A 21,105-nucleotide genomic window follows, 5' to 3' on the forward strand; every position below is an offset into this window, starting at 1 on the left:
GTCGAGTCAGTTCAGCTTCTTGTCCACTTTCGCCAGCAACGCGCTGACTTCCGCACGGCGCCCGTCATCCGCCACCTCACGGCCTGGCCGCGCAGCGGCGGCATGCGCCTTGAGCAGGGCGACGCGCGATTCATCATAGCGTTTCTCGCGGAACAGATAATCGCCATAGAAGTAGTTCGGGTCGATGCCTTCAGGGTTGAGCTCAAGCGCCTTCCTCAGCAGCTCCTCGGCGCGCGTATCGTCACCGAAGCCCACCGGCCAGCCCGGCACCTGGTAGTACAGCGAACCCAGGCTGGTATAGGCCGAACCGTCGAGCGCGGTGGGGTCGAGCGTGAGAGCCGCTTCAAGGTTGGCACGCGCTTTCTTGACCAGATCGAGTGCCCCGAGGCCACCCTTCTCACGTGCCCAACTGGCCTGGATGATGGCATGCCAGATCAGCAGTTCGGCCGCAGCCGGCGCCTCGCTCAATGCTGCGCGGGCTTCCGCGTCGAGACGCTCAAAGGCGGCTTCACGCTCGTCCGGCGGCAGGCGGTAGTTGATGGCAGCCCAACTGTGCTGCAGATACTCCAGCCGCTGAGTGCTGCGTTCGTCGAGCGCGAAAGCCGACAGATTCCACAGGCAGGCGGTGAGGAGCAGGATGTTGCGCACGGTCTTGTTCATAGCGGGGTTCTCTCGGTTGACGGGTCACGGGCAAAACGCAGGATGGTCGGCAGACGGCGGCGCAACGCCTGGTCAACGCAGCGCGGCAGCAAGCCGTTGAGCCACACGAACAGGCGTTCCGGCCAACCGATGTAGGTCTCGTCACGGCCGCTGCGCAGCGCTGCGTACACCGCAGCACCCACACGCTCCGGCGGATCCATGGCGACATCGAGATCACGGTTCATGGCCACCAGACGGGCGGGATTCATGGCCGTCTGTGTAGCGCGCGGCGCAACGTACAGCACGCGAATGCGCGTATCGGCCAACTCACGGCGCAGCGCTTCGGACATGCCGCGCAAGGCAAACTTGCTGGCGCAATACGCGACAAAACCCGGGTGACCGATGGAGCCCAGCGTGGAGCCGACGTTGAGGATCACGGCCTCGTCTGCCTCGCGCAGCAGTGGCAGCAGACGCCGCGTGAGTTGCAGTACGGTGGTGACATTGGTGTCGATCAGCGATGTCAGCGTGGCGTCGTCCTGCTCATCGAGCAGCCCGAAGCCGCCGGCCCCGGCACACTGCACCAGACCATCCAGACCGCCCCATGCACGCGCCGCCGCCAGCACCGCATCGCGCCCCTCTGGCGTATTGAGGTCGGCACATACCGTGCGCACCCGCTCAGGCGCCTGCGCTGCCAGTGCATCGAGTGGAGCCTGCTGGCGCCCGACCAGCAACAGCCTTGCGCCATCTGCACTCAGGCGCCGCACCAGCTCACGCCCGATGCCACCGCTCGCGCCGGTAACGACAATGCGTTTGTCGTGGATGTTCATCATCGCCTCTCAGGCCGCCAGCGCCATCTTGGCGCGCGGCAGCTCGCGCAGCATGTCGCCGTACAGGCGATACACGACGCTTGCGGTGTGCACGACGGCTTCACGGTCTTCGGGGTGATAGAGCTTTTCCATCAGCCCGCGGAACACTTCCAGATGCCCGACATCAAGCGCGCCGTGCGAGCGCAGATACGTAAACGCCTCGTCCGGCAGCCCCAGGCGCTGCTGCAGCGTGTCTGCGGCGCAGCTCGCGAGCTGCACGCTCGTGCCTTCGAGCACCAGCACCATGCCAAAGACGCTGACCGGGTTGATGCGGGCGATGCGGTCATGCACATAGCTCACCAGCAGCTCAATGGGCAGCGAGGGCTGGCCTTCCCGCACTTTGCGCACGTCGGCGCCGCAGGCGCGCAGGTCGTCCAGAATCCACTGCTCGTGGCCGGCCTCTTCCTGCACATACTCGACCACTGCCATGCCCAGCCAGTCGAGGCGCTCGGACAGGCGTGCGCCGCAGGCCATCAGCAGCGGCACGGTGTGGCGCACGTGGTGGTAGGCATTGGCGAGAAAGGCGATGTAGCTCTCGCGCGTAACACGGCCTTCGGCCAGATCCGCGAGGATCGGGGCCGCCAGCAGGTACTCGCGGTCGGCGGCGGTGCGCTCGATCAGGCTGTCATGGAAATTCATGTCGGTTCTCCTTGCAGTACGGGGGAGTGAAATGACGCGATCACTTCGCGATAGCGCTCTGCGAGGGCGTCACGACGCAGGCGGCCGTTATCGGTCGCCAGGCCATTGGCTGGCGTGAAGGCTTCATCCGCGCGCAGCCAGCGATGCACGCGCAGGTAATCGGGTAGCTCGCGATTGACGGCGGCCACGGCGGCGGCCAGCACCTCGTCGCTCACATCGGCGCGACGCGGAACGAGCAGCGCCAGGTTCTCGGGCATGGCTTCGCCGTACAGCCAGGCCTGCGCAATCGGCGCCTGGCCGACCAGCTCGGCCTCGACCCACTCGGGCGACACGTTGCGCCCCCAGGCGGTCACGAACAGGTGCTTCTTGCGGCCGCTCAAGCTCACCATGCCGTCGGCGTCGATGACGCCCAGATCGCCCGTGGGCAGCCATTCGCCGGACGGTGGCGCTTCGCCGAGATAGCCCAGCATGCGTGGCCCGCGCACCAGCAGTTCGCCGTCGGCGGCAACGCGCAGCTCGCAGTGCGGCAAGGGGCGGCCGACCGAGCTGATCCGTCGCTGCGCCGGCGTAGCCAGGCACACGACCGAGCCGCACTCGGACAGACCGTAGCCTTCGAACACCGGCAACCCCACGTCCGCCGCGCGCTGCAACAGACCCGGCGCAGCGCACGCGCCGCCCAGGGCAACAAAGCGCAGGGAATCCGGGCCGCGTGCGCCGCGTTCGAGCGCGACGACGACCTCCAGCAGCATTTGCGGGGTGAGGATGATGCTGTTGGGGCTACGGCTGCGCAGCAGCGCCAATAGCCGCACGGCGTCAAGACGGCTCGAACCGCACAGCCCCACCTCGGCAAGCGGCGCGAGGTCCACCTCGACTCCCGCCAGCAGCGGCGCATACAGGCCGGCGATGTTTTCGAGCAGCAAAGGCAGCGGCAGTACCGACAGATGGCGGGCCACCCCCGCATCCGCCGTGGCCAGCCGCAGGCTGTCGGCGACGGCAAGCTGTGTTGCCGCGTCCAGACACACGCCCTTGGGGCGTCCGGTCGTGCCCGAGGTGAAGGTGATCTTGGCGGTGCCGGCGTGCAGACGCCGCGCGTCGAGCGGCTCACGCAGGGCGATGCGGTCATCTTCCGGCCGGAAACCGATCTGCTCCAGCGCAGGCGTTTCAGGCCCGATCACGCAATCGACACCGGCTGCATCCAGCACATGACGCCGTTGTTGCGGAGAGAAGAACGTCGGCAACGGAACCGCCACGATCCCGGCGTGCAGCAGCGCCAGATCCCACAAGGCCCAGTCCAGACCGTTGTCGAGTGACAGCGCGACGCGACGGCAACCCAGACGGCGCAGGCGGGCCGAACGCGCCGCCACAAGCTCGCTCACCTCGGCACCATCAAGCCGCATGTCGGCTTCGATCAGCACCGTCTGGTTGCGTCGGGCGGCAATCGCGGCAAAGAGGTCATCAGGCCGTGAGGACATGATTTCCCTCCCGCCCGGGTCGCCCCGGAGAATGCTCCTCGCCGAGGAGCGCAGCACAGCCCTCCTCGATGCGGCCCGCCATCACGCACGGCTTGTGCGCGTAGTAGCTGCCCCAATCTTCCCTCTCGGATCCGAGCCGATGCGGGTCGGCATCGGTCAGATAGATGGGAGCGAGGCCGTTGCGATGAAAGGCATTGCGCAGCAACTCGGTGCCGGTGAACACCACCCATTCGTAACCGGCCTCGGCAAGCCGCGCCGTCAGCGGCGCAAGCAGCAGACGCACGCCCGACGGCCCGGCCACCGCGAGGTTGCCCACTTCGACAATGCGACCGCGCGCGACCTCGCGGCCCAGCCTGGCCGACAACAGCTGCTCGACCGGCTGGTCGAGGTAGCGCTCGAGGAACAGTGCGCCGGATGCCGCCGGACACAGCCCGACCACCGCGCGCAGATTCGCATCAGCGTCGACGACCCCGTGCAGTTCCGGCATGAAGCGTGAAATGCGGGCGCCAAAGCGGTCGGCAAACTGGCGCGCGACGAATCGCTCGAACGGCTTGCGCAACATCGACCCTGGACGCGACACGATCCAGCAACCCGGATCTGTCTGGCGGATATCAGGCACAGCGCGGGACGGACTCATTGGCTTTACTCCGTTGAACACGGAAGCCATTGTCGAAGCCGATTCTTAGGGAAACCTTAAGTCGCGCGGAGCGCAAATGAAAAAGGCCCGACGGACGAATCCGCCGGGCCCGAACGCCGCCCCGGAGCGGGCAGCGAGGAGGAGCGCGCGATTACTTCGCGCGGTAGAACACGTAATCGGCCTGATAGCGCACGGTCTGCTCGCTGCCCACGCTGGACTTGTCGCAACCCGCGGCCGGCGCCACGCCGCCCTTGGTGTTGAGGCGCTGGATGTAGGTCACGCCCTTCATGGCGCCCATGCCTTCGGCCGGAGCGGCCTGCACCAATTGCAGCCCGATGTTGCCGTCGCCACCGGAGGCCGTACCCACTTGCTTGCCGGTGACCTTGGAGCCGTCAGCCGCTTCCCAGGTTGGGCCACCGTAATACTTGCCGATGGCCTTGCGATCGTTGTCAAACAAGGTCGCGACCGGCGCGACGAAAGCCCATGCGTAGCTGCCCGGTTTGTCAGCCTTTTCACGGCAGGCGTAGGTGATGTCGCCGATGCCGGTGGACCACAGCGACATTTCCTGGCCGGCCGGCACGCGCACGGGTTCGGGCAGCTTGGCGTTGTCGACCATGGCCATGGCCGAAGAGGCCGAGACGATCAGCGAAGCTGCGACGATAGAGCGAAGTGTGGACATGTGATTCTCCTTTGAAGTCTGGACACGTCGTTTGAAAACAGGCGGTCCCGCTTGGGGTACCTGCTGGCTTTACGCAAGCAAGGCCGGGCTGGATGCATCAACAGATGTAAGGAAATCTTTCGCAAATCGCTGCATCCGGCCGCGGATTTGCTGCGTATCAGTGAGTGAGCGGCGCCAGACCCCGGCGACCGCCATAGAATGACGGGACTTGCGCATGACGAGGCACGCCGATTGCTCACTGACGGAAACGACGACACCCAACGGCCCGCAGCCGCTGCGCCGGGCTGTGCCGTCACGTCTGGCGACGACGACGCCCGCTTGCGCAGCTGGATCGAGCGCATCGTCGAACGTGACGAAGCCGCGCTCGGTGAGCTTTACGAGGCGCTGCACGGCAAGGTGTATGGGCTGGCGCTGCGCATCGCGCGCTCGCGCGAACTGGCCGAGGAAATCACCGAAGACGTGTTCTGGCAGGTCTGGCGTCAGGCGCCGCGTTTCGATGCCGAGCGCGGCCTGGCGGTGGCCTGGGTCATGACCATGACCCGCTCACGCGCCCTCGATACGCTGCGCCGCAACGCCCGACCCGAGGTCAGCGACGAGGCGGCGCTCGACCGTGCGGCAGACGAAGCCGGCGGCAGCGACCCGCTCGACCTGCTGCTCGCCGTCACCGAACACGCACGCCTGCACGCGCAGCTGCAAACGGTCGAGCCGCTGCCGCGTCAGTTGCTGGCGCTGGCGTTTTTCCGCGGCATGACGCACGACGAGATGGCCGAGCACACCGGCCTGCCGCTGGGCACGGTGAAGTCGCTGATCCGACGCACGCTGCTGCAACTGCGCAAGGAACTGGAGCCCGCGGCGCCGGGCGCAAGGGAAGCACCATGAACGACCAAGACGACCAACAGGAACTGTTCGACCTGTTCGCCCCGGCGCTCGGCGAAACGCCGCGCACCGCCGCCGCACACGAGGCCACACGCAGCCGCCTGCTCGCCCGAGTGGCGGCCAGCGCGGCGGCCCACGCTGGCCAGCGTACCGTGCGCACCAACGCTGGCGCGTGGCGCAGCCTGAAGGCCGGCGTACGCACCAAAACCCTGTACGACGGCGCACACGGCAGCTCGGTGCTGATCGAACTGGCGCCCGGGGCCAGCCTGCCGCCGCACCGCCACCGCCACCTCGAAGAGGGCATCGTGCTGTGCGGTTCGATGCAGATGGGCGAGCTGGATCTCGGCCCCGGCGATTACCACGTCTCCGCGCCAGGCAGCCGCCACGCCACCATCACCTCGCGCGATGGCTGCCTGACCTATCTGCGCGGCAGTTCGCTGGGCAGCACGGTCGGCCTAGTGATCGAACTGCTCGGCGGGCTGTTGCCGGGCGAGGGCGCGGCGCCCGTCACCGTCACCATCGAGAACGGCATCTGGCGGCCGCTCGCCGAGGGCGTCGAGGAAAAGCCCCTGTGGCACGACGACGAGCTGGTCTCACGCTTTCTGCGTCTCGCCCCCGGCGCGAGCCTGCCGGCCGTGACCTGCACGCGCGACACCGAAATCCAGCTCGTATCGGGTGAAGTGTTCTGCGGCGACATCCTGCTGTGCCGTCAGGACTTCCACCTGCTGCCGGCCGGAACCGAGTTGCAGGAGCTGTCGAGCGATGTCGGCGGGGTGGTGTTCATCCACGGCCGCTTCAGCTGACGCTCTCAGGGCTGCAGCTCGACCAGCGCCTTGCCGGACTCGGGATCAAACGGCACCGAGCAGTGGTCGTGTGCAATCTTCCATTCGCCATTTACGCGCCGGTAGCACGCCGTGCCGCGCATCCAGCCGGAGTGCGTGGTGCCATCGGGCAAAGTGGCACCGCAATGCAGCAGAAAGCGCGAGAAGGCCACGTCTCCGCCCACCTCGATGTGAATGTCGTCGATGCGAAAGTGCATGTCGCCCGGACACTGCTCCATGCAGCTCTGCCAATGCGCGCGCCAGGCGTCGATGCCACGCACCTGCAGCGGGCCGATGGCGTCGAAGGACACCACGTCGGCTACATACAACGCTGTCACGCGCGGCACATCGCGGTGCAGCGTGGCGTCCATCCAGGTATCGATCAGGGCACGGATGCTGGCTTCGTCGTTGTTGGTGTTCATGCGAGTCTCCTGCGGGATGTGGCGCGGCCCATGCAGCGCCTTCGATGAGTAGTCGAACGGCTCACGCGCAAATCGACATTCAGCCGCCAAGTTCTGCAATGCGCCGTTCGATATGTCGTCGCTCTGCGCCCTGGCGCGTCAGCGCCAGCGCCCTGCCCCAGGCGGCAAGCGCATCATCGCGCCGCCCGAGGCGTCCGCACAGTTCGCCGCGGGCCGCGTGCGCCAATGCGTAGTCCGCCAGTTCGCCGCGTTCGAGCAAGACCTCAATCAGCGCCAGACCGGCTTGTGGCCCGTCGCGCATGGCCACCGCCACGGCGCGGTTCAACTCCACCACCGGCGACGGCTCAACACGCAGCAATACGTCGTACAGGCCGACAATCTGCGGCCAGTCGGTGTCTTGGGCACGCGCCGCCTCAGCATGCACGGCGGCAATGGCGGCCTGCAGGCAGTACGGGCCGAAGCGGCGCGAGCTCAGCGCGGTTTCGACCAGCAGACATCCTTCGGCGATCAGCTCGGCATTCCACAGACTGCGGTCCTGCGCGTCGAGCAGCACCAGCTCGCCGGCATCATCGGTGCGCGCGGCGCGGCGCGACTCGTGCAGCAGCATCAGCGCCAGCAGCCCGGCCACCTCCGGTTCGGGCAACAGACGCAGCAACAGACGCGCCAGACGGATGGCCTCGGCGCACAGATCGGCCCGCGTGAGCGCCTCGCCATCGGACGCGGCATAGCCTTCGTTGAACACCAGATAGATCACGCGCAGCACACTCGCCAGGCGCTCGGCCAGCTCTGCCGCGCCCGGCACCTCATACGGAATGCGCGCGTCGCGGATCTTGGCTTTGGCGCGCACGATGCGCTGCGCCAGCGTGGGCGCCGGAACGAGAAAGGCGCGCGCGACCTCCTCGGTGGCAAGCCCGCAGACTTCGCGCAGGGTCAGCGCGATCTGCGCGTCGGGCGCGATCGCGGGGTGGCAACAGGTGAAGATCAGACGCAACTGGTCGTCTTCGAGCAGCTCCGGTTCGGCGGGGTCAAGACTGGCCGGATCGACCTCGGCGTCGGGCTCTTCCAGCGGCTCGAAACGGCGCTGGCGCCGGATGCCGTCAATGGCGCGGAATCGCCCTGTGGACACCAGCCAGGCCGCCGGATTGCCCGGCACGCCGTCGCGCGGCCATTGTTCGAGCGCGGCGCGGAATGCCTCGTGCAAGGCCTCCTCGGCGGTATCGAAATCGCCGAGGAGGCGAATCAGCGTGGCCAGCACGCGACGCGAGTCAGCCCGCCAGGCAGACTCGATCGCGTCGCGTACGGCGTCGCTCATTGCGGCTTGCAGCAGAACTCGGCACCGGCGCGCTCGACCTCTTCGTGCGACACGTCGCGCACATGCTGCGCCAGCGACCAACGATGACCGAAGGGATCCACCACCACCGCGTAGCGATCACCCCAGAACATGTCCTCGGGCGGCATCTGCGCCGTGCATCCGGCATCGAGTGCGCGCTTGAACGAGGCGTCGCAGTCATCCACCGGAAGATTCAGCGTGACGCCGCTGCCGCCCAGGTCGGCCGGCGAGGGGCAGCCGCACTCGGCCATGGCTTCGCCAAGGTAGAACACCGCGTCACCCAGGCGCAGCGCGGCATGCATGAGCATGCCGTCGGGCAGCTTGTGCACCGCCAGCGCCTCGGCGCCGAAGGCCTTGCCGTAGAAATCGATCGCATCCGCAGCCTTGCGGCACGAAAGGTGGGCGATCAGGGAATGTACGTTGCTGCTCATAAGATGCTCTCCTTGTCAGTCGGGCTGCAGTTCGCGGATGGGACGCACTTCGATGCTGCCGATCTGCGCCGGCGGAATGCCGGCGGCGACCTGGATCGCCGCATTCAGGTCGGCCGCCTCGATCAGATAGAAGCCGGCCAGTTGCTCACGCGTTTCGGCAAACGGCCCGTCGGTGACCGACACCTTGCCGTTGCGCACGCGCACGGTGGTCGCCGTCTCGACCGGCTGCAGCGCCTGCCCGGCAACAAAGTGGCCGCTGGCGATGAGTTTTTCGACGTAATCCATACAATGGCGATCGCGCTGTTCGCGCATCGGCGCTTCTTCGCCATAGACCAGACACAGGTATTTCATGTTGTTCTCCGCTGAATCGGGGCTGTTCCCGTAAGCTTGTCGAAGAGCCGCGACCGAAATCGACAGCTTTTACGCAATTTTCCGAAACTGATGAATCCCGAAGACCTTGAATTGCTGCTGACCCGCCAGATGCCCTACGGAAAGTACAAGGGTCGGGTCATCGCCGACCTGCCGGGCAACTACCTGAACTGGTTCGCCCGCGAAGGCTTCCCCAAGGGCGAAATCGGCCGTCTGCTGGCGCTGATGCAGGAACTCGATCACAACGGCCTCAGCCCCCTGCTCGACCCGCTGCGCCGCTGAAGCGTGTGCGCTCAATTGTGCCGCGCAACGATGTCACGCGGATGAAAGCTGCGCTTCGAGCTCTGCCCGCAGGAAATCACGGAATACCCGCACCCGTGCTGGCGCATCACGCCCGCCAAGGCTGATCGCGAACAGGCGGGCGTCGGCCACTCGCCACTCCGGCAGCACACGCTGCAAGGCCCCGGCCGCCACCCAGGCTGCCGCCACCGGTGCCGGAATCGAGGCAATGCCAGCACCGGCCACGGCCAGCCGCAGGGCGCTTGCAAAGTCCGAGCTGCGCACCGCCGCCGGCAGGGTGACTGCCTCGACCTTGTCTCGCCGATCGAGCAGACGCAGGCTCACGGCCGTACCGGATTCACGCGAAGCGACCAGCACATGCCGCGCCAGATCGGCCGGCGCGGCCACCTCGCCATGTGCGGCCAGATACCCCGGCGCGGCGTACAGGTTTATGCTGAACGCAACCAGCGGTGATGCGCGATAACCCATGTCCGGCAACTCTCCGCCGGTGGCGCGCAGCGCAAGGTCGATGCGGTTGGCAGCCAGATCCAGCGAGGCATCGTTGAGCAACATCTCGATCGTGATGCGCGGATGCAGTTCGCGAAAACGCACCAGCAACGGGGGCAGCACATCCATGCCGAAATCGATGGGCGCCGTCACACGCAGATGGCCGCGCGGCTCGGCGCGCGAGGCGTGCGCCGCTTCGACCGCATCGTCGAGCATCCGCAGTGATTCACGCGCACTGGCAAAAAAGGCCTCGCCCTCTTCGGTGGGCGACACCGCACGCGGCGTGCGCGCCAGCAAGCCGACGCCAAGACGTCGCTCCAGCCGCGACACGCGTCGGCTGATCGAGCCCTTGGTTTCACCGAGCAGCCGCGCAGCCGCCGACACCGTCCCGAACTCGACTACCGCGCAATACGCGCGGACGTCGTCGAGTGCGCCGCCAAAGGTTTCCGTTTCATCAACCATGAGTTGCATATTAGCCGTCTTCACGCCGATTCAGAACCACTGCATCATGCACTCCAGCAACACACAAGAAACTTCAAACCCACGGGAGCAACCAACATGAACACGAACAATTCCGCACTGGCCGGCATCGGCCGCAGTCTCGATGGGCTGGCACCGCTGGCCTGGCCGATTGTCCGCATCACCACCGGCCTGCTGTTGATGCCGCACGGCGCACAGAAGCTGTTCGGCTGGTTCGGTGGCCACGGGCTGGAAGCGACCGGCCAGTTCTTCGCCGGCAACCTCGGCCTGGAGCCGGGCATCGTGTTCGCCTTCCTCGCCGGCTTTGTCGAATTCTTCGGTGGTCTGGCGCTGGTACTGGGCCTGCTGACCCGCCCCGCCGCCCTCGGCGTGGCCGTGCTGCTGGGTGTGGCGCTGACGGTGCACATTCCCAACGGCTTCTTCTGGAGCGCAGGCGGTTACGAGTACCCGCTGATGTGGCTGCTGCTGGCCGTGGCGATCTTCCTGCGCGGCGGCGGTGAGGCCTCGCTCGATCGCAAGCTGGGCCTGCCCTTCTGACAGTCGCCTGCAAGCACTCAAAAGGCCCGGCGAGTCCGGGCCTTTTTCATTCAAGGAGTACAACATGAGCAATACCGAACGTCTGCCGACCCTGTTCATCCCGCACGGCGGCGGGCCCTGCTTCTTCATGGACTGGAACCCACCCGACGCGTGGGATCACATGGGCGACTGGCTGCGCGCCGTGCCGGATCTGATCGGGCAGAAGCCACGTGCGGTGCTGGTGATTTCGGCGCACTGGGAGGCCGACGCCTTCACCGTCAATGCGCGCGAACAGCACGAGCTGCTGTTCGACTACTACGGCTTCCCCGAGCACACCTATCGTCTGCAGTGGCCGGCACGCGGCGATGCTGCGCTGGCCGAACGCGTCACAGCACTGCTGACGGAGGCCGATCTGCCCGTGGCACGCGACGACTCGCGCGGGCTGGATCACGGCGTGTTCGTCCCGTTCAAGCTGATCAACCCTCAAGCCGAGATTCCGGTGGTGCAGTTGTCACTTCGCGCGGGGCTGGACCCGGCCGAACATCTGGCCCTCGGCCGCGCGCTCGCGCCACTGCGCGACGAGGGCGTGCTGATCGTCGGCACCGGCATGAGCTTCCACAACATGCGTCGCTTCCGCCGCGACAACACCGGGCTGGATGAGGATTCGGTGGCCTTCGACGACTGGCTGACACAGGTCGTCGCCCTGCCCGCTGCGGCGCGCTCAAAGGCACTGACGGATTGGGAGCAAGCTCCTTCGGCACGGGCATCGCACCCCGAAGAGGAACATCTGCTACCGCTGCATGTGGTGGCCGGGGCGGCCGGTGAAGATGCCGGAAGGCAGGCGCTGTCGGACCACGTGCTCGGCAGCGCGCAGTCGGCCTATGTATTCGGAGTCACCCGGGAGTGAACTGAAACAAGCGGACAGTTCCGCGCCTGCACTCTCTCGGGTCAGGCATAGTGGCCTGACAGGACGAGCGTGAGGCAGCCGGATGGCTCGCGCCCGACCGGAAACGGAGAAGACTTCAATGAAACTGTTCGCCTGCGGCAAGTGCGGCAACCGCCTGTATTTCGACAACACTTCCTGCACGCGTTGCGGCGCCACGCTGGCCTTTCTGCCCGAGCGCACGCAGTTGCTGGCGCTCGAATTCGACCGCGAAGACTCGTGGCAGCCGGTGGGGGAATCCTCCCGCTACCGTCTGTGCGGCAACTACACCGACCACATGGCCTGCAACTGGGCGGTGCCGGCCGAAAGCGACGAGCGCTTCTGCCTGTCTTGCCGCCTGAACCGCGTCATTCCCGACCTGAGCGTTGACGGCAACGTGGAACGGTGGCGCACGCTGGAGGGCGAAAAACGGCGGCTGGTGTATTCACTGCTGCGCCTGGGTCTGCCGGTGTCGTCACATGACAGCGAGCCCGGCGGGCTGGGCTTCGACTTTCTGGCTGACACGGCTTCTCCGGCAGGCGCACATGAAAGCGTGCTCACCGGTCACATGGACGGCGTCATCACGATCAACATCGCCGAGGCCGATGCCGCTGAGCGCGAGCGCATCCGCGATCAGATGGACGAGCCCTACCGCACGCTACTCGGCCACTTCCGCCACGAATCCGGCCACTACTACTGGGACCGGCTGGTGCGCGACACGACGTGGCTAGACGGTTTCAGGAACGTGTTCGGAGACGAGCGAATCGATTACGCCGAAGCGCTGGAACGGCATTACAGCGCCGGCCCGCCGCCGGATTGGCAAGCGCACTTCGTCAGTGCGTACGCCAGTGTGCACCCATGGGAAGACTGGGCGGAGACCTGGGCGCATTACCTGCACATCACCGAAACGCTGGAAACCGCCTGGCAGTTCGGCTTGCAGACGCGCCCGCGCGCCGGTCAGGGCGAGCATGAGGCCGTCGCGCATGATTTCGACCCCTTCCGCGAAGCGGATATCGAGGTACTGCTGCACCTGTGGTTTCCGCTGAGCTTCGCGCTCAACAGCCTCAACAACAGCATGGGCCACCCGCACGCCTACCCTTTCGTGCTGTCGCCCGAAGCCATCAGCAAGCTCGGCTTCGTGCATCGCGTGGTCCGCGCGGCGCACGACTGAGGCTCAGGCGGTGGCGATGAGTTCGTACGAGCGCAAGCGAGCGGCGTGCTCGAAGATGTCCGACACCACGATCAGCTCATCGGCGCCGGTCTCCGCCAGCAAGGCGTCGATGCCGGCGCGCACGGTGTCGGGCGAACCGACGATGGAGCGTTCGAGCATGCGCTGGGCGTGCATTTTCTCGGCCCCGTTCCAGTAGGTATCGATTTCGTCAATCGGCGGCCGGCTCAGCCCGCGTGTGCCGCGCACCAGATCGGTGAAGGACATCTGCTGTGTGGTGGCAAGCCGGCGCGCCTGCTCGTCGGTATCGGCGGCGATGATGTTCACGCCGATCATCGCGTGCGGTCGCTCAAGCTGACGCGAGGGCTTGAAGCGCGCGCGATAGGTGTCCAGCGCCGGCAGCAACTGCTGCGGCGCGAAGTGCGAGGCAAAGGCATACGGCAGGCCAAGTTCGGCCGCCAGCATGGCGCCGAACAGACTGGAACCGAGAATCCACAGCGGCACTTCGCTGCCGGTGCCGGGCACCGCCTGCACGCTGCGGCTGGCGCCCTCGCGCGACAACAGATGCTGCAGGTCCAGCACATCCTGAGGAAAGTGGTCGGACGCCGAGGGCGTGCGCCGCAGTGCCCGCAGCGTTTCCTGATCGGTACCGGGCGCCCGCCCCAGGCCCAGATCGATGCGCCCGGGGAACAGCGCATCGAGTGTGCCGAACTGCTCGGCGATCAAGAGCGGCGAGTGGTTGGGCAGCATGATGCCGCCCGCGCCGACGCGGATCGTGCGCGTGCCGGCCGCAATGTGCTGGACCACCAGCGAGGTTGCGGCACTGGCGATGCTCGGAAAGTTGTGATGCTCGGCCACCCAGAAGCGCCGATAGCCCCAGCCCTCTGCATGGCCGGCCAGATCGCGCGCGTTGTCCAGCGCCGTGCGCGCGTCCGCGCCTGCGGTGATGCGGACCAGATCGAGAATGGACAAAGGTGTACGTGGCATGGCGCGCCCTAGAATTGCTGACTCGGCGAGTAGTACAGCACCTGCCCGCACTCCCCGCAGAAGTGCTCGCGCATGTGGGTCGGGTGCGGCAAGGCGCGCGGGCGGACGTCTTCCTTGCGGCAGTAAATACAGCGCACCCGCCGCCCGTGCACGAAGCCGGGATAGTGCGTGCGGTACCAGCGCAGATCGTGCTGCTGCATGTGCTGATAGGCGCCCCAACGAATCGCGATCTGCACCAGCACCCCGGCGACCCCCGCGCCGCACACCAGCGCGGTCAGCGCCGGGCTCTGGAACAGGTCATGCACGACCATCAGCGAGAACGCCACGATCAGCGGAATGACGCCACACAGGGCCAACAACAGGTAGGTATAGAACGAAGTACGGTGCACTGCAGAACCAGCGAAACGTGAATCGGATTGCGCCTCCATTCTAGCCGCAAAGCCAGCCACCGCCCCGCCTGCGTGATAGCATCGGCGCATCAAGGCCGGGCAATCCGGCTCCGAAACAGCGAACGGAAAAATCATGGCAAAACAGAAAAACGATTACGCCTACGTCGAAGGCGTCGGCCTGTTCAAGAGCCGCAACTCGGCAATGATTTACGACTACTTCACGCAGAATGCGGAGGACGGCGTCACCGAGACCTTCGAATGGACGCGCCTGCGCGACGCGATGTTCGGCGAGCTTTCGTTCATGGAACACGACGAGTTCGTGCTGTTCGAAATCGAGGTGCTGAACCCGACCCTGTCGGAAATCCACAAGCGCACCGGCCAGTTCATCGAAACCGAACTGATGGAAACGGAAGCCGGCGCCGAGCAGCGTATCCGCTTCGCGCAACGCAAGAACTGAACGTACTTGCGCGTCTGAACGGCATTGCGCAAGAAGCCATGCCCGGCACGAGAGTGGCCGGGCTTTTTTGCGCCAGCCCGCTGCCGCATCGCTAACCCCTGAGAAAGTTCAGCGAACAGCGAGCGTGTCCATCAAGCGCCGCGTCACGGCGCCCACTTCATAGTGCTTGAGCACTTTGAGATGACCTGCCTCGCCAAGCCGGCGAGCCAAATACGGTGAGCCGTCCAGGCGATGCAACGCCTCTGCCAGCGCATCCACGTCGCCCTCCGGCACCAGCAGGCCATCCACACCGTCTTCGATGAGCTCGGCAACGGCGCCACAGGCATAGGCCACTACCGGCTTGCGATAGGCCCAGGCCTCGATGACCGTACGGCCAAAGGTCTCGGGCCCTCCGGAATGCGACACCGACGGCACCACCACCGCCCGGCAGTCGCGCAGCAGCGCATGCGGGTCGGCCATATACGCGTTGAGGCTGTAGCAGCCGGCGATACCCAGCGTGTCGATGAAGCGGTGCAAATGAGCGTTCAGCGAAGCATTTCCGACGACGCCGTGGGAACACGCGGAGACAGCGCGCCCTTGTCGCTGCAGCGTCTGCAGCGCGAGCATCAACTCGACATGGCCCTTGAAACGGTTGACCGTGGCCAGATGCAGCACGGGTCCGTCGTAACGTAGCGGTCCGCCAGGAATTTCGGCCATGTCGGGGACGACGCTGCATGCAGCCGGTCCGCTCGGCTGCACATGGAAGGGGGCAAGATATCCCTTACGCTCAAGCACCGACGACGACGGCACCAGCACCCGGGCCCCAGCCAGCCGACCCAGAATGAAATCAAGGTCGTGCCACTCAAAATCACGCACATAGAGGTGGCAGCGCGCGCCCAGACCAGGCACCAGCCGCGCGGCCATCGCTGCCACCAGCGCCGATGCGTGGGTATTGATCAGCACCACCGAATCGGGGTGTCGCAGGCAGTCGAAGGCCAGGCGCAGCGCAGCCAGGCGCCGGCCCCATGCGCTGCGCGTACTCGCGACACGCCTCAGCCGCGCACCAATCGGCAAGGCCTCAGGCCGGGCAAGTTGAGCGAGATGGTAGGCACTTTCGGCATACACCCGCAGCACGGCACCCGCCGGGAGATGCCGCAGGATCAGCTCCATGCTGCGCTCGGCGCCGCCGTAGCCCGTGGCCATCGAGAGGACGATCAGTTTCTTCATCGGCGGGCGTAGCGCCGCGCGCACAGCGCATGTCCGGCATCGGCAATGCGACGGGCAAGCGCCGGATCATCGGCCAGGCGGGCGATGGCGCGCGCGAACTCGGCAGGCGTCTCGGCCGGCAGATAGTGCTCTCCCGCCGTCACCTCGAGCCCGCGCACACCCTCCGCCGTGGACACTACCGGCCGCCGGAAGGCAAAGGCTTCAAGGGTTTTCAGCTTGGTACCGCCGCCGGCGCGCAGCGGCACCAGCACGACCTGCGCGGCGGCATAACACGGTGACAATGCCGCGACGTCGGACAGAAACTCGACCCGCGGCGTGGAGTGCAACAGGGCCGACAGTTCCGGCCCGGCACGACGCCCCACCACACACAGCACCCACGGCTGCCGCAGACACCGCTCGAGTTCGGGCAGCACCTTGCTCACCAGATCGCGTACCGCCTCTTCGTTGGGTGCGTAGCCGAGCGTGCCGACGAAGAGCAGGCGCAGGGTGCCGCCGGTCGGAGGCGGTACATCCTCATCCGGCAGTGCCACCCGGTTGGGGCGCAGCCCACGTTGCGGTGCGAGGCGGGTACGTAGCCGTTCCATGTCCTCGGCAGCCGCCAGCCAGAGCGTGTGGTAGCGCACTTGCAGAGTGCGTTCGAGCAAGGCGTACTGCAGCGCCGCAGCAGCCCAGCGCATGGCCGCGCCGCGACGGCCCATGCGCCACAACGCACCCGCCACGCTCCAGCGGGTGTGGGACTCCAGATCATCCATATCGAGTTCCAGCCGGGCCTGCGGGCAGCGTCGCGCCACGACTTCGGCCAGATCGTGCAGGTACAGACGAAACACCACGATGCGCTCGACCGGCGCTGCCGCCAGGCCTTCCAGCGCCTGCGCAAGCACCTCGCCGCCGCGCGTGCGGCGCCAGTCCTCCACCGTGCGACGCTGCAACAGACACACCGGCGGCATCAGCCAGCCCAGCGCACGCAGCCAACGTGACGGCCGGCGGGCAGTGCGCGGCAACGGCCAGACAGCCTCGGCCGGGTAATCCGCCGGCAACTCGGCCGTCGTCGCCCACCCCGCCACCAGCACGTGCACGCGATGGGTGCTCGCCAGTTCGGTCAGCCAGTCCCACGCCCGCATGGCCGGGCCGGATCCGCCAGCCATCGGCAGAACGGGCGTCAGGAGCACGGCCACCGGCCGCGGCGGCATCATCGCTCGCCCTGCGCGGGGCGTTCCTCGAGGAGACCGCCTGTGCCGATATGCAGCACCCGGTCGGCAAAGCGCAGGCTGCCGCTGCGATGCGTGATGAACACCACGCTCATGTCCGGCCGCTCGCGCCGGATGTTCGACAGCAAGCGTGTTTCGGTTGCCTCGTCGAGACCGGATGTGGCCTCGTCGAGCAGCAGCAGGTCGGGGTTTCGATACAGTGCGCGCGCCAGCGCCAGACGCTGACGCTCGCCTCCCGACAGGCGCACGCCATCGGCTCCGATGCGCGCCCGATGCCCGTCGGGCAAGCGGCCCACCACGTCGTCGACGCAGGCCAGCTGCAGGGCCGCATCGATGCGCGCCGGATCGCCAGCGTCAAAACCGAAGACCACGTTTTCGGCCACCGTACCGTCGAGCAGCGCAACATGCTGTGGCAGATAGGCCAGACGCGGCAGCGTCTGGCCGGGCCATGCGTGCACGACCCGGCCCGCCTCCGGCAGGTGGATGCCGCACAACAACTCCATCAGGGTGCTCTTGCCTGCGCCGGAGGCGCCCGTCAGCGCAACCCACGACGGGTGGGCGATGCGCGCGCTGGCCTGCTCAATGACCGGCGCCTGCGACGCGGCGTGCCGAAAGCTCACCTCTTCCAAGGCAAAGCAGGCTTGGTCGGCCGGCTGCGGACGGATGCCGATCTGCTCGACATGCCGCGACTGCGTCCAGGCAAGCTCCTGCAGCACGAGATCGATATTGAGGATCGAACCGGACAGCATGGCTCGCGTCGACAACACGTTGATCATGGCGGGCATCAGTGCACGCGCCACCACGGCGTAGAAAACCAGCTGCGGCAGCAGATCGGCAATCGGGCGCTCCATGAGCACCCACAGGGAAACCACCACCAGCAGAATCGTCAGGATGGCGAAGTCGAGCACCATGCGTGGCAGGGCGGGCAGAAAGCTCAGACGCTTGTTGGCATGCGCCACGCCGTCGATGGACCGGTCGAGGTGATCGAGAAAGAAGCGCTCCAGGCCATACACCCGGATTTCGCGAAACGACGCGAGCGCTTCGGCCATGCCGATATTCCAGCGCTGCATGGCGGCCTCGCGCTCGTGGGCGAAACGGTGCTGAGTGCGCCCGATCAGCCTCTGCGTCAGTACGCCCAGCAGCGCAAAGCAGGCACCCAGCGCGAGCGCGGTGCGCCAGTCCTGCCACAGCATCAGCGCGCTCAGGAACACCAGCATCAGCGTCGACGAAATCAGGGTGATGCACTGCTGCACGGCAAAGGCGGCGTCCACAGTGGTCGTAAAGCAGCGCCGCAGATAGTGCGCGCGGTGCTCGGACTGGAAGCTGCCCCAGTCCAGATGCAGGTAGCCCGCCAGCAGACGGCTGACGGTGTCGCGCTGAACCTGCTGATGAAACCCCGCCGAGCTCCACGCGAAAGAGGCCTGCACCGCCAGCTTCACGGTGATCAGCAGCAGCAGCCCGGCGCTCAGCACTGGCACAACCGGCCATTCGCCCACTAACCCGCTCACGGCCTCCGGACATTGCCCGCCCACGCACTGCACGTATGGAATGACCGCCCCGGCCACCGCCATTTCCAGCAGCGACAGCGCGCACGCCCAGACCGACACGAAGACCAGCCGGCGCTTCTGGCCAGCCGACAGAAAACGACCCAGCACGGCGGCCAGATCGCGTAGCTCACGCAGCAACACCCGTGCGCGCCATCCGCCGCCCATCACACCCTCAGCCAGCTGCGGGCACTGCGCAGCGGATGGCGCAACACATTGGCCGCACGTTGTCGCAGATAGGCTTCCCGGCTGCCGACCGCATCGTCGGGCAGATGCAAGCGTGCGTGGTGTGCGTAGGTGGTGTCGGCGTGGCGCACGTAGTCGACGTTCAGCAGCCCGGCATGAAAATGGCTGAAATCGAGCCGGTCTGGCGCAAACCACAGGTGGTTCCACAGATGCAGGCTGCAGGCCTGCTGCGGCAACTGGACCTTGCGCAGGAACAGGTCGTTGATGCCACGCGACGTCCAGTCCAGCGCATAAAAGGCGCTCTCCGGCTCGACCTCGATGAGCTCGGGATGCTGCTGCCACAGGCGGTAGGGCAGCAACGTGGAATGGTTGCTCCAGGTGCCATCGAAGGCCTCGTGCAGGCCATCGAGCCAGCGCCGGCAGAACTCCGCGCCGGGCGCAGAAGCAATCCACGCATTGCACAGGGAACCGCCGCCGCCCGCGGCCGGCGGCGCCTTTTCCTGTCCGAGAATGAAGTCGCGCGTCAGCCATTCGTCCGGAAACGGCCGCAGGAAGAGGGTATCGATGTCGGCATAAATGCCGCCCTCCTCCAGCAGGATCTGCAGGCGCGCGAAATCGGCGAGGTGAGCGTAGCGGTACTGATTCAGCGTCGGGTCGGCGTAGCGGTAGTCGGCAATCGCCTGCTCCGGCTCGATGCGGCGCAGGGTGAGCTGCGGCTTGATGCGCTCCCACCACTCGCCCCACGGTTCATTGTGATAGTGAAAATGCACGGCGTCGGGCCGGTTCACGTTGATGCACGAAGCCAGGCACAGGTAGTACATCAGGTGGAACGGCTCGGTCTGCTCACGCAGGCCGAAGACGAAATGGAATACCCGCGGGATCATGCCGAGGCCTCCGCTTGCAGGGCGCGCAACAGCGCGGCGGTGACCGCCTCGCGCGAAAAATCGGTGGCGATGCGCTGCGCGAGGCCGGTGGCACGGGCCTGGGCTTCGTCGCGGCGCTCGAACACCTCGCGCATCAATTTCGCCGCATGCTCCACCGAGGGCTCCGCCCATTTGTCCGACGGTCGATAGACGGCCGACCAGCCCAGCTCCCGGGCCCGGATCAGGTGGTAGTCGACCAGATAGGCGTGCTGGGGGTCGAGAAAATCGAGCTGGCCGCCATAGCCGGTCATCACCACCGGCTTACCCAGCCGCGCCGCCTCGAACGCACCCAGACCCCAGCCCTCCGTGCGCGCCAGCGAAACAAAGCAATCGCCCATTTCGTGCAGGGCCAGCATCTGGCCGTCTGACAAGGATTCGTCGTCGATGAGACTGACGGACGGCGGCGCCGGATGGCGCGACAGCATGCGCTCCACCGCCGGCCGGGTCGGCGGGTGATGTCGTCGGAAATAGTTGCGCCAATGGCGATGGGTGCGGGTGATGTCCTTGCCGCTGGTCTTTACCACCAGATGCACCGGATCATCCGCAGTGAAGGCGCGCAAATACGCCTCCAGCACCAGATGCGGCGCCTTGCGATTCGACCAGAAGCCGATGGTGTAGAAGGTGAAGCAATCCGCCGCCTCAGACTCCGGCCGCAGCCGCTGCCGGACGGCATCGCGGTCAGCGTCGCTGGCCCGCGCGATCTCTTCGAACTGCGACAAATGCGGCACCACGTAGATCGGAACGCGCACCCCGGAATTGCGGAACACCTCGGCATTCCAGCGGCACGGCACGATCACGCCATCGAGCTGATTGAGGATGCCTGGCCATTCTTCGGGCAGGTGTTCGAGTTCCCACACCGTACAACCCAGAATGCGCCGACCGGGCTTGCGCTCGCGCGCTATCCACTCCGGGAAATACCGCGGCACGGTGTGGATCACCACGGTGTCGTAATCGATGGGTCGATTGCACACGGTTGCCAGCTTCGGGCAGGGCCAGTCCGAAGCGGTGAAGTGCTCATAAGCACGCGGACCGGCCAGCATCGGCGCCCAGGTCATTGGCACCCCTGCATCGATCAGCGCGCGGACATAGGCCTTGCCGGCAATGGCGTAGCCGGTCGTATCGCCCCACGAGACGTACTTCAGACCGCGCATC

At 66.4% G+C, this 21,105-nt stretch carries 25 protein-coding genes; 7 read left to right on the plus strand and 18 right to left on the minus strand.

Annotation, left to right across the window (positions count from 1 at the left end; translation table 11 throughout):
* Nucleotides 1–6: 6 nt before the first annotated feature.
* The 6 genes from AC6H0N_RS11690 to AC6H0N_RS11715 form a co-directional block, all read right to left on the minus strand.
* Nucleotides 7–660, minus strand: coding sequence for a hypothetical protein (locus AC6H0N_RS11690; protein ID WP_497574285.1), 654 nt, complete (start codon nucleotides 658–660; stop codon nucleotides 7–9).
* Nucleotides 657–1,469 (minus strand): SDR family oxidoreductase, encoded by an 813-nt coding sequence (locus tag AC6H0N_RS11695; RefSeq protein WP_497574286.1) that lies wholly within the window; start codon nucleotides 1,467–1,469, stop codon nucleotides 657–659. The genes AC6H0N_RS11690 and AC6H0N_RS11695 overlap by 4 nt, the downstream gene beginning before the upstream one ends.
* Nucleotides 1,470–1,475: 6 nt before the next feature.
* Entirely contained in the window at nucleotides 1,476–2,144 is a 669-nt protein-coding gene (locus AC6H0N_RS11700) for an iron-containing redox enzyme family protein (protein WP_497574287.1), read from the minus strand.
* The gene (locus AC6H0N_RS11705) at nucleotides 2,141–3,616 is read right to left on the minus strand and encodes an AMP-binding protein (RefSeq protein ID WP_497574288.1); all 1,476 of its coding nucleotides are present in this window, start codon (nucleotides 3,614–3,616) and stop codon (nucleotides 2,141–2,143) included. The genes AC6H0N_RS11700 and AC6H0N_RS11705 overlap by 4 nt, the downstream gene beginning before the upstream one ends.
* Entirely contained in the window at nucleotides 3,600–4,253 is a 654-nt protein-coding gene (locus AC6H0N_RS11710) for a thermostable hemolysin (protein ID WP_497574289.1), read from the minus strand. Before AC6H0N_RS11710 ends, AC6H0N_RS11705 begins: the two co-directional genes overlap by 17 nt.
* Before the next feature lie 151 nt (nucleotides 4,254–4,404).
* Entirely contained in the window at nucleotides 4,405–4,932 is a 528-nt protein-coding gene (locus tag AC6H0N_RS11715; RefSeq protein WP_497574290.1) for a DUF3455 domain-containing protein, read from the minus strand.
* 198 nt (nucleotides 4,933–5,130) lie between these two features.
* Here AC6H0N_RS11715 and AC6H0N_RS11720 point away from each other — a divergent pair, with 198 nt between their 5' ends.
* Both AC6H0N_RS11720 and AC6H0N_RS11725 read left to right on the plus strand, forming a co-directional pair.
* Nucleotides 5,131–5,811: a sigma-70 family RNA polymerase sigma factor gene (locus tag AC6H0N_RS11720; RefSeq protein ID WP_497574291.1), complete on the plus strand. Its 681-nt coding sequence runs from the start codon at nucleotides 5,131–5,133 to the stop codon at nucleotides 5,809–5,811.
* Nucleotides 5,808–6,611, plus strand: a complete 804-nt coding sequence (locus AC6H0N_RS11725; protein ID WP_497574292.1) for a cupin domain-containing protein — start codon at nucleotides 5,808–5,810, stop codon at nucleotides 6,609–6,611. The genes AC6H0N_RS11720 and AC6H0N_RS11725 overlap by 4 nt, the downstream gene beginning before the upstream one ends.
* Before the next feature lie 5 nt (nucleotides 6,612–6,616).
* On the opposite strand, the gene AC6H0N_RS11730 is transcribed toward AC6H0N_RS11725, so the two are convergent.
* The 4 genes from AC6H0N_RS11730 to AC6H0N_RS11745 all read right to left on the minus strand — a co-directional run bounded on the left by AC6H0N_RS11730 (nucleotide 6,617) and on the right by AC6H0N_RS11745 (nucleotide 9,163).
* On the minus strand, nucleotides 6,617–7,051 hold the full coding sequence (locus tag AC6H0N_RS11730; protein ID WP_497574293.1) for a YybH family protein: 435 nt from the start codon (nucleotides 7,049–7,051) through the stop codon (nucleotides 6,617–6,619).
* Between the two features lie 79 nt (nucleotides 7,052–7,130).
* Nucleotides 7,131–8,363: an RNA polymerase sigma factor gene (locus AC6H0N_RS11735; RefSeq protein ID WP_497574294.1), complete on the minus strand. Its 1,233-nt coding sequence runs from the start codon at nucleotides 8,361–8,363 to the stop codon at nucleotides 7,131–7,133.
* On the minus strand, nucleotides 8,360–8,812 hold the full coding sequence (locus AC6H0N_RS11740) for a VOC family protein (RefSeq protein WP_497574295.1): 453 nt from the start codon (nucleotides 8,810–8,812) through the stop codon (nucleotides 8,360–8,362). The genes AC6H0N_RS11735 and AC6H0N_RS11740 overlap by 4 nt, the downstream gene beginning before the upstream one ends.
* Nucleotides 8,813–8,827: 15 nt before the next feature.
* Nucleotides 8,828–9,163: a YciI family protein gene (locus AC6H0N_RS11745; protein ID WP_497574296.1), complete on the minus strand. Its 336-nt coding sequence runs from the start codon at nucleotides 9,161–9,163 to the stop codon at nucleotides 8,828–8,830.
* 90 nt (nucleotides 9,164–9,253) lie between these two features.
* Here AC6H0N_RS11745 and AC6H0N_RS11750 point away from each other — a divergent pair, with 90 nt between their 5' ends.
* A complete protein-coding gene (locus AC6H0N_RS11750) occupies nucleotides 9,254–9,463 on the plus strand; it encodes a DUF3820 family protein (protein ID WP_497574297.1) in 210 nt (69 codons plus the stop codon).
* Nucleotides 9,464–9,496: 33 nt separating this feature from the next.
* Here AC6H0N_RS11750 and AC6H0N_RS11755 read toward each other — a convergent pair whose 3' ends face one another.
* Complete coding sequence (locus AC6H0N_RS11755; RefSeq protein WP_497574298.1) at nucleotides 9,497–10,438, minus strand: LysR family transcriptional regulator; 942 nt, start codon at nucleotides 10,436–10,438, stop codon at nucleotides 9,497–9,499.
* Nucleotides 10,439–10,525: 87 nt separating this feature from the next.
* Between AC6H0N_RS11755 and AC6H0N_RS11760 the strand changes: the two genes are divergently transcribed.
* The 3 genes from AC6H0N_RS11760 (at nucleotide 10,526) to AC6H0N_RS11770 (ending at nucleotide 13,056) form a co-directional block, all read left to right on the plus strand.
* Nucleotides 10,526–10,984, plus strand: coding sequence for a DoxX family protein (locus tag AC6H0N_RS11760; protein WP_497574299.1), 459 nt, complete (start codon nucleotides 10,526–10,528; stop codon nucleotides 10,982–10,984).
* A 64-nt stretch (nucleotides 10,985–11,048) separates the two neighbouring features.
* The gene (locus AC6H0N_RS11765) at nucleotides 11,049–11,870 is read left to right on the plus strand and encodes a DODA-type extradiol aromatic ring-opening family dioxygenase (protein ID WP_497574300.1); all 822 of its coding nucleotides are present in this window, start codon (nucleotides 11,049–11,051) and stop codon (nucleotides 11,868–11,870) included.
* A 118-nt stretch (nucleotides 11,871–11,988) separates the two neighbouring features.
* Nucleotides 11,989–13,056 carry a zinc-binding metallopeptidase family protein gene (locus AC6H0N_RS11770; RefSeq protein WP_497574301.1) on the plus strand — a complete coding sequence of 356 codons (1,068 nt, stop codon included), beginning with the start codon at nucleotides 11,989–11,991 and terminating at the stop codon, nucleotides 13,054–13,056.
* Nucleotides 13,057–13,059: 3 nt separating this feature from the next.
* Here the strand turns inward: AC6H0N_RS11770 and AC6H0N_RS11775 are convergent, their stop codons facing one another.
* Both AC6H0N_RS11775 and AC6H0N_RS11780 read right to left on the minus strand, forming a co-directional pair.
* Nucleotides 13,060–14,040 carry an LLM class flavin-dependent oxidoreductase gene (locus tag AC6H0N_RS11775; RefSeq protein ID WP_497574302.1) on the minus strand — a complete coding sequence of 327 codons (981 nt, stop codon included), beginning with the start codon at nucleotides 14,038–14,040 and terminating at the stop codon, nucleotides 13,060–13,062.
* Between the two features lie 8 nt (nucleotides 14,041–14,048).
* Nucleotides 14,049–14,429, minus strand: coding sequence for a hypothetical protein (locus AC6H0N_RS11780; protein ID WP_497574303.1), 381 nt, complete (start codon nucleotides 14,427–14,429; stop codon nucleotides 14,049–14,051).
* A gap of 133 nt (nucleotides 14,430–14,562) precedes the next feature.
* Between AC6H0N_RS11780 and AC6H0N_RS11785 the strand changes: the two genes are divergently transcribed.
* On the plus strand, nucleotides 14,563–14,886 hold the full coding sequence (locus AC6H0N_RS11785; RefSeq protein WP_497574304.1) for a hypothetical protein: 324 nt from the start codon (nucleotides 14,563–14,565) through the stop codon (nucleotides 14,884–14,886).
* Between the two features lie 108 nt (nucleotides 14,887–14,994).
* Here AC6H0N_RS11785 and AC6H0N_RS11790 read toward each other — a convergent pair whose 3' ends face one another.
* The 5 genes from AC6H0N_RS11790 to AC6H0N_RS11810 are packed head-to-tail and all read right to left on the minus strand — an operon-like array spanning nucleotide 14,995 to nucleotide 21,104.
* The gene (locus AC6H0N_RS11790; protein WP_497574305.1) at nucleotides 14,995–16,092 is read right to left on the minus strand and encodes a glycosyltransferase family 4 protein; all 1,098 of its coding nucleotides are present in this window, start codon (nucleotides 16,090–16,092) and stop codon (nucleotides 14,995–14,997) included.
* Complete coding sequence (locus AC6H0N_RS11795) at nucleotides 16,089–17,285, minus strand: glycosyltransferase family 4 protein (RefSeq protein WP_497574306.1); 1,197 nt, start codon at nucleotides 17,283–17,285, stop codon at nucleotides 16,089–16,091. The genes AC6H0N_RS11790 and AC6H0N_RS11795 overlap by 4 nt, the downstream gene beginning before the upstream one ends.
* On the minus strand, nucleotides 17,282–19,012 hold the full coding sequence (locus AC6H0N_RS11800) for an ATP-binding cassette domain-containing protein (RefSeq protein WP_497574307.1): 1,731 nt from the start codon (nucleotides 19,010–19,012) through the stop codon (nucleotides 17,282–17,284). The genes AC6H0N_RS11795 and AC6H0N_RS11800 overlap by 4 nt, the downstream gene beginning before the upstream one ends.
* Nucleotides 19,012–19,914 carry a glycosyltransferase gene (locus AC6H0N_RS11805; protein WP_497574308.1) on the minus strand — a complete coding sequence of 301 codons (903 nt, stop codon included), beginning with the start codon at nucleotides 19,912–19,914 and terminating at the stop codon, nucleotides 19,012–19,014. Before AC6H0N_RS11805 ends, AC6H0N_RS11800 begins: the two co-directional genes overlap by 1 nt.
* Nucleotides 19,911–21,104, minus strand: a complete 1,194-nt coding sequence (locus AC6H0N_RS11810) for a glycosyltransferase (RefSeq protein WP_497574309.1) — start codon at nucleotides 21,102–21,104, stop codon at nucleotides 19,911–19,913. The genes AC6H0N_RS11805 and AC6H0N_RS11810 overlap by 4 nt, the downstream gene beginning before the upstream one ends.
* Nucleotide 21,105: the final 1 nt, after the last annotated feature.

This window comes from Pseudazoarcus sp. NS34, assembly GCF_059703725.1.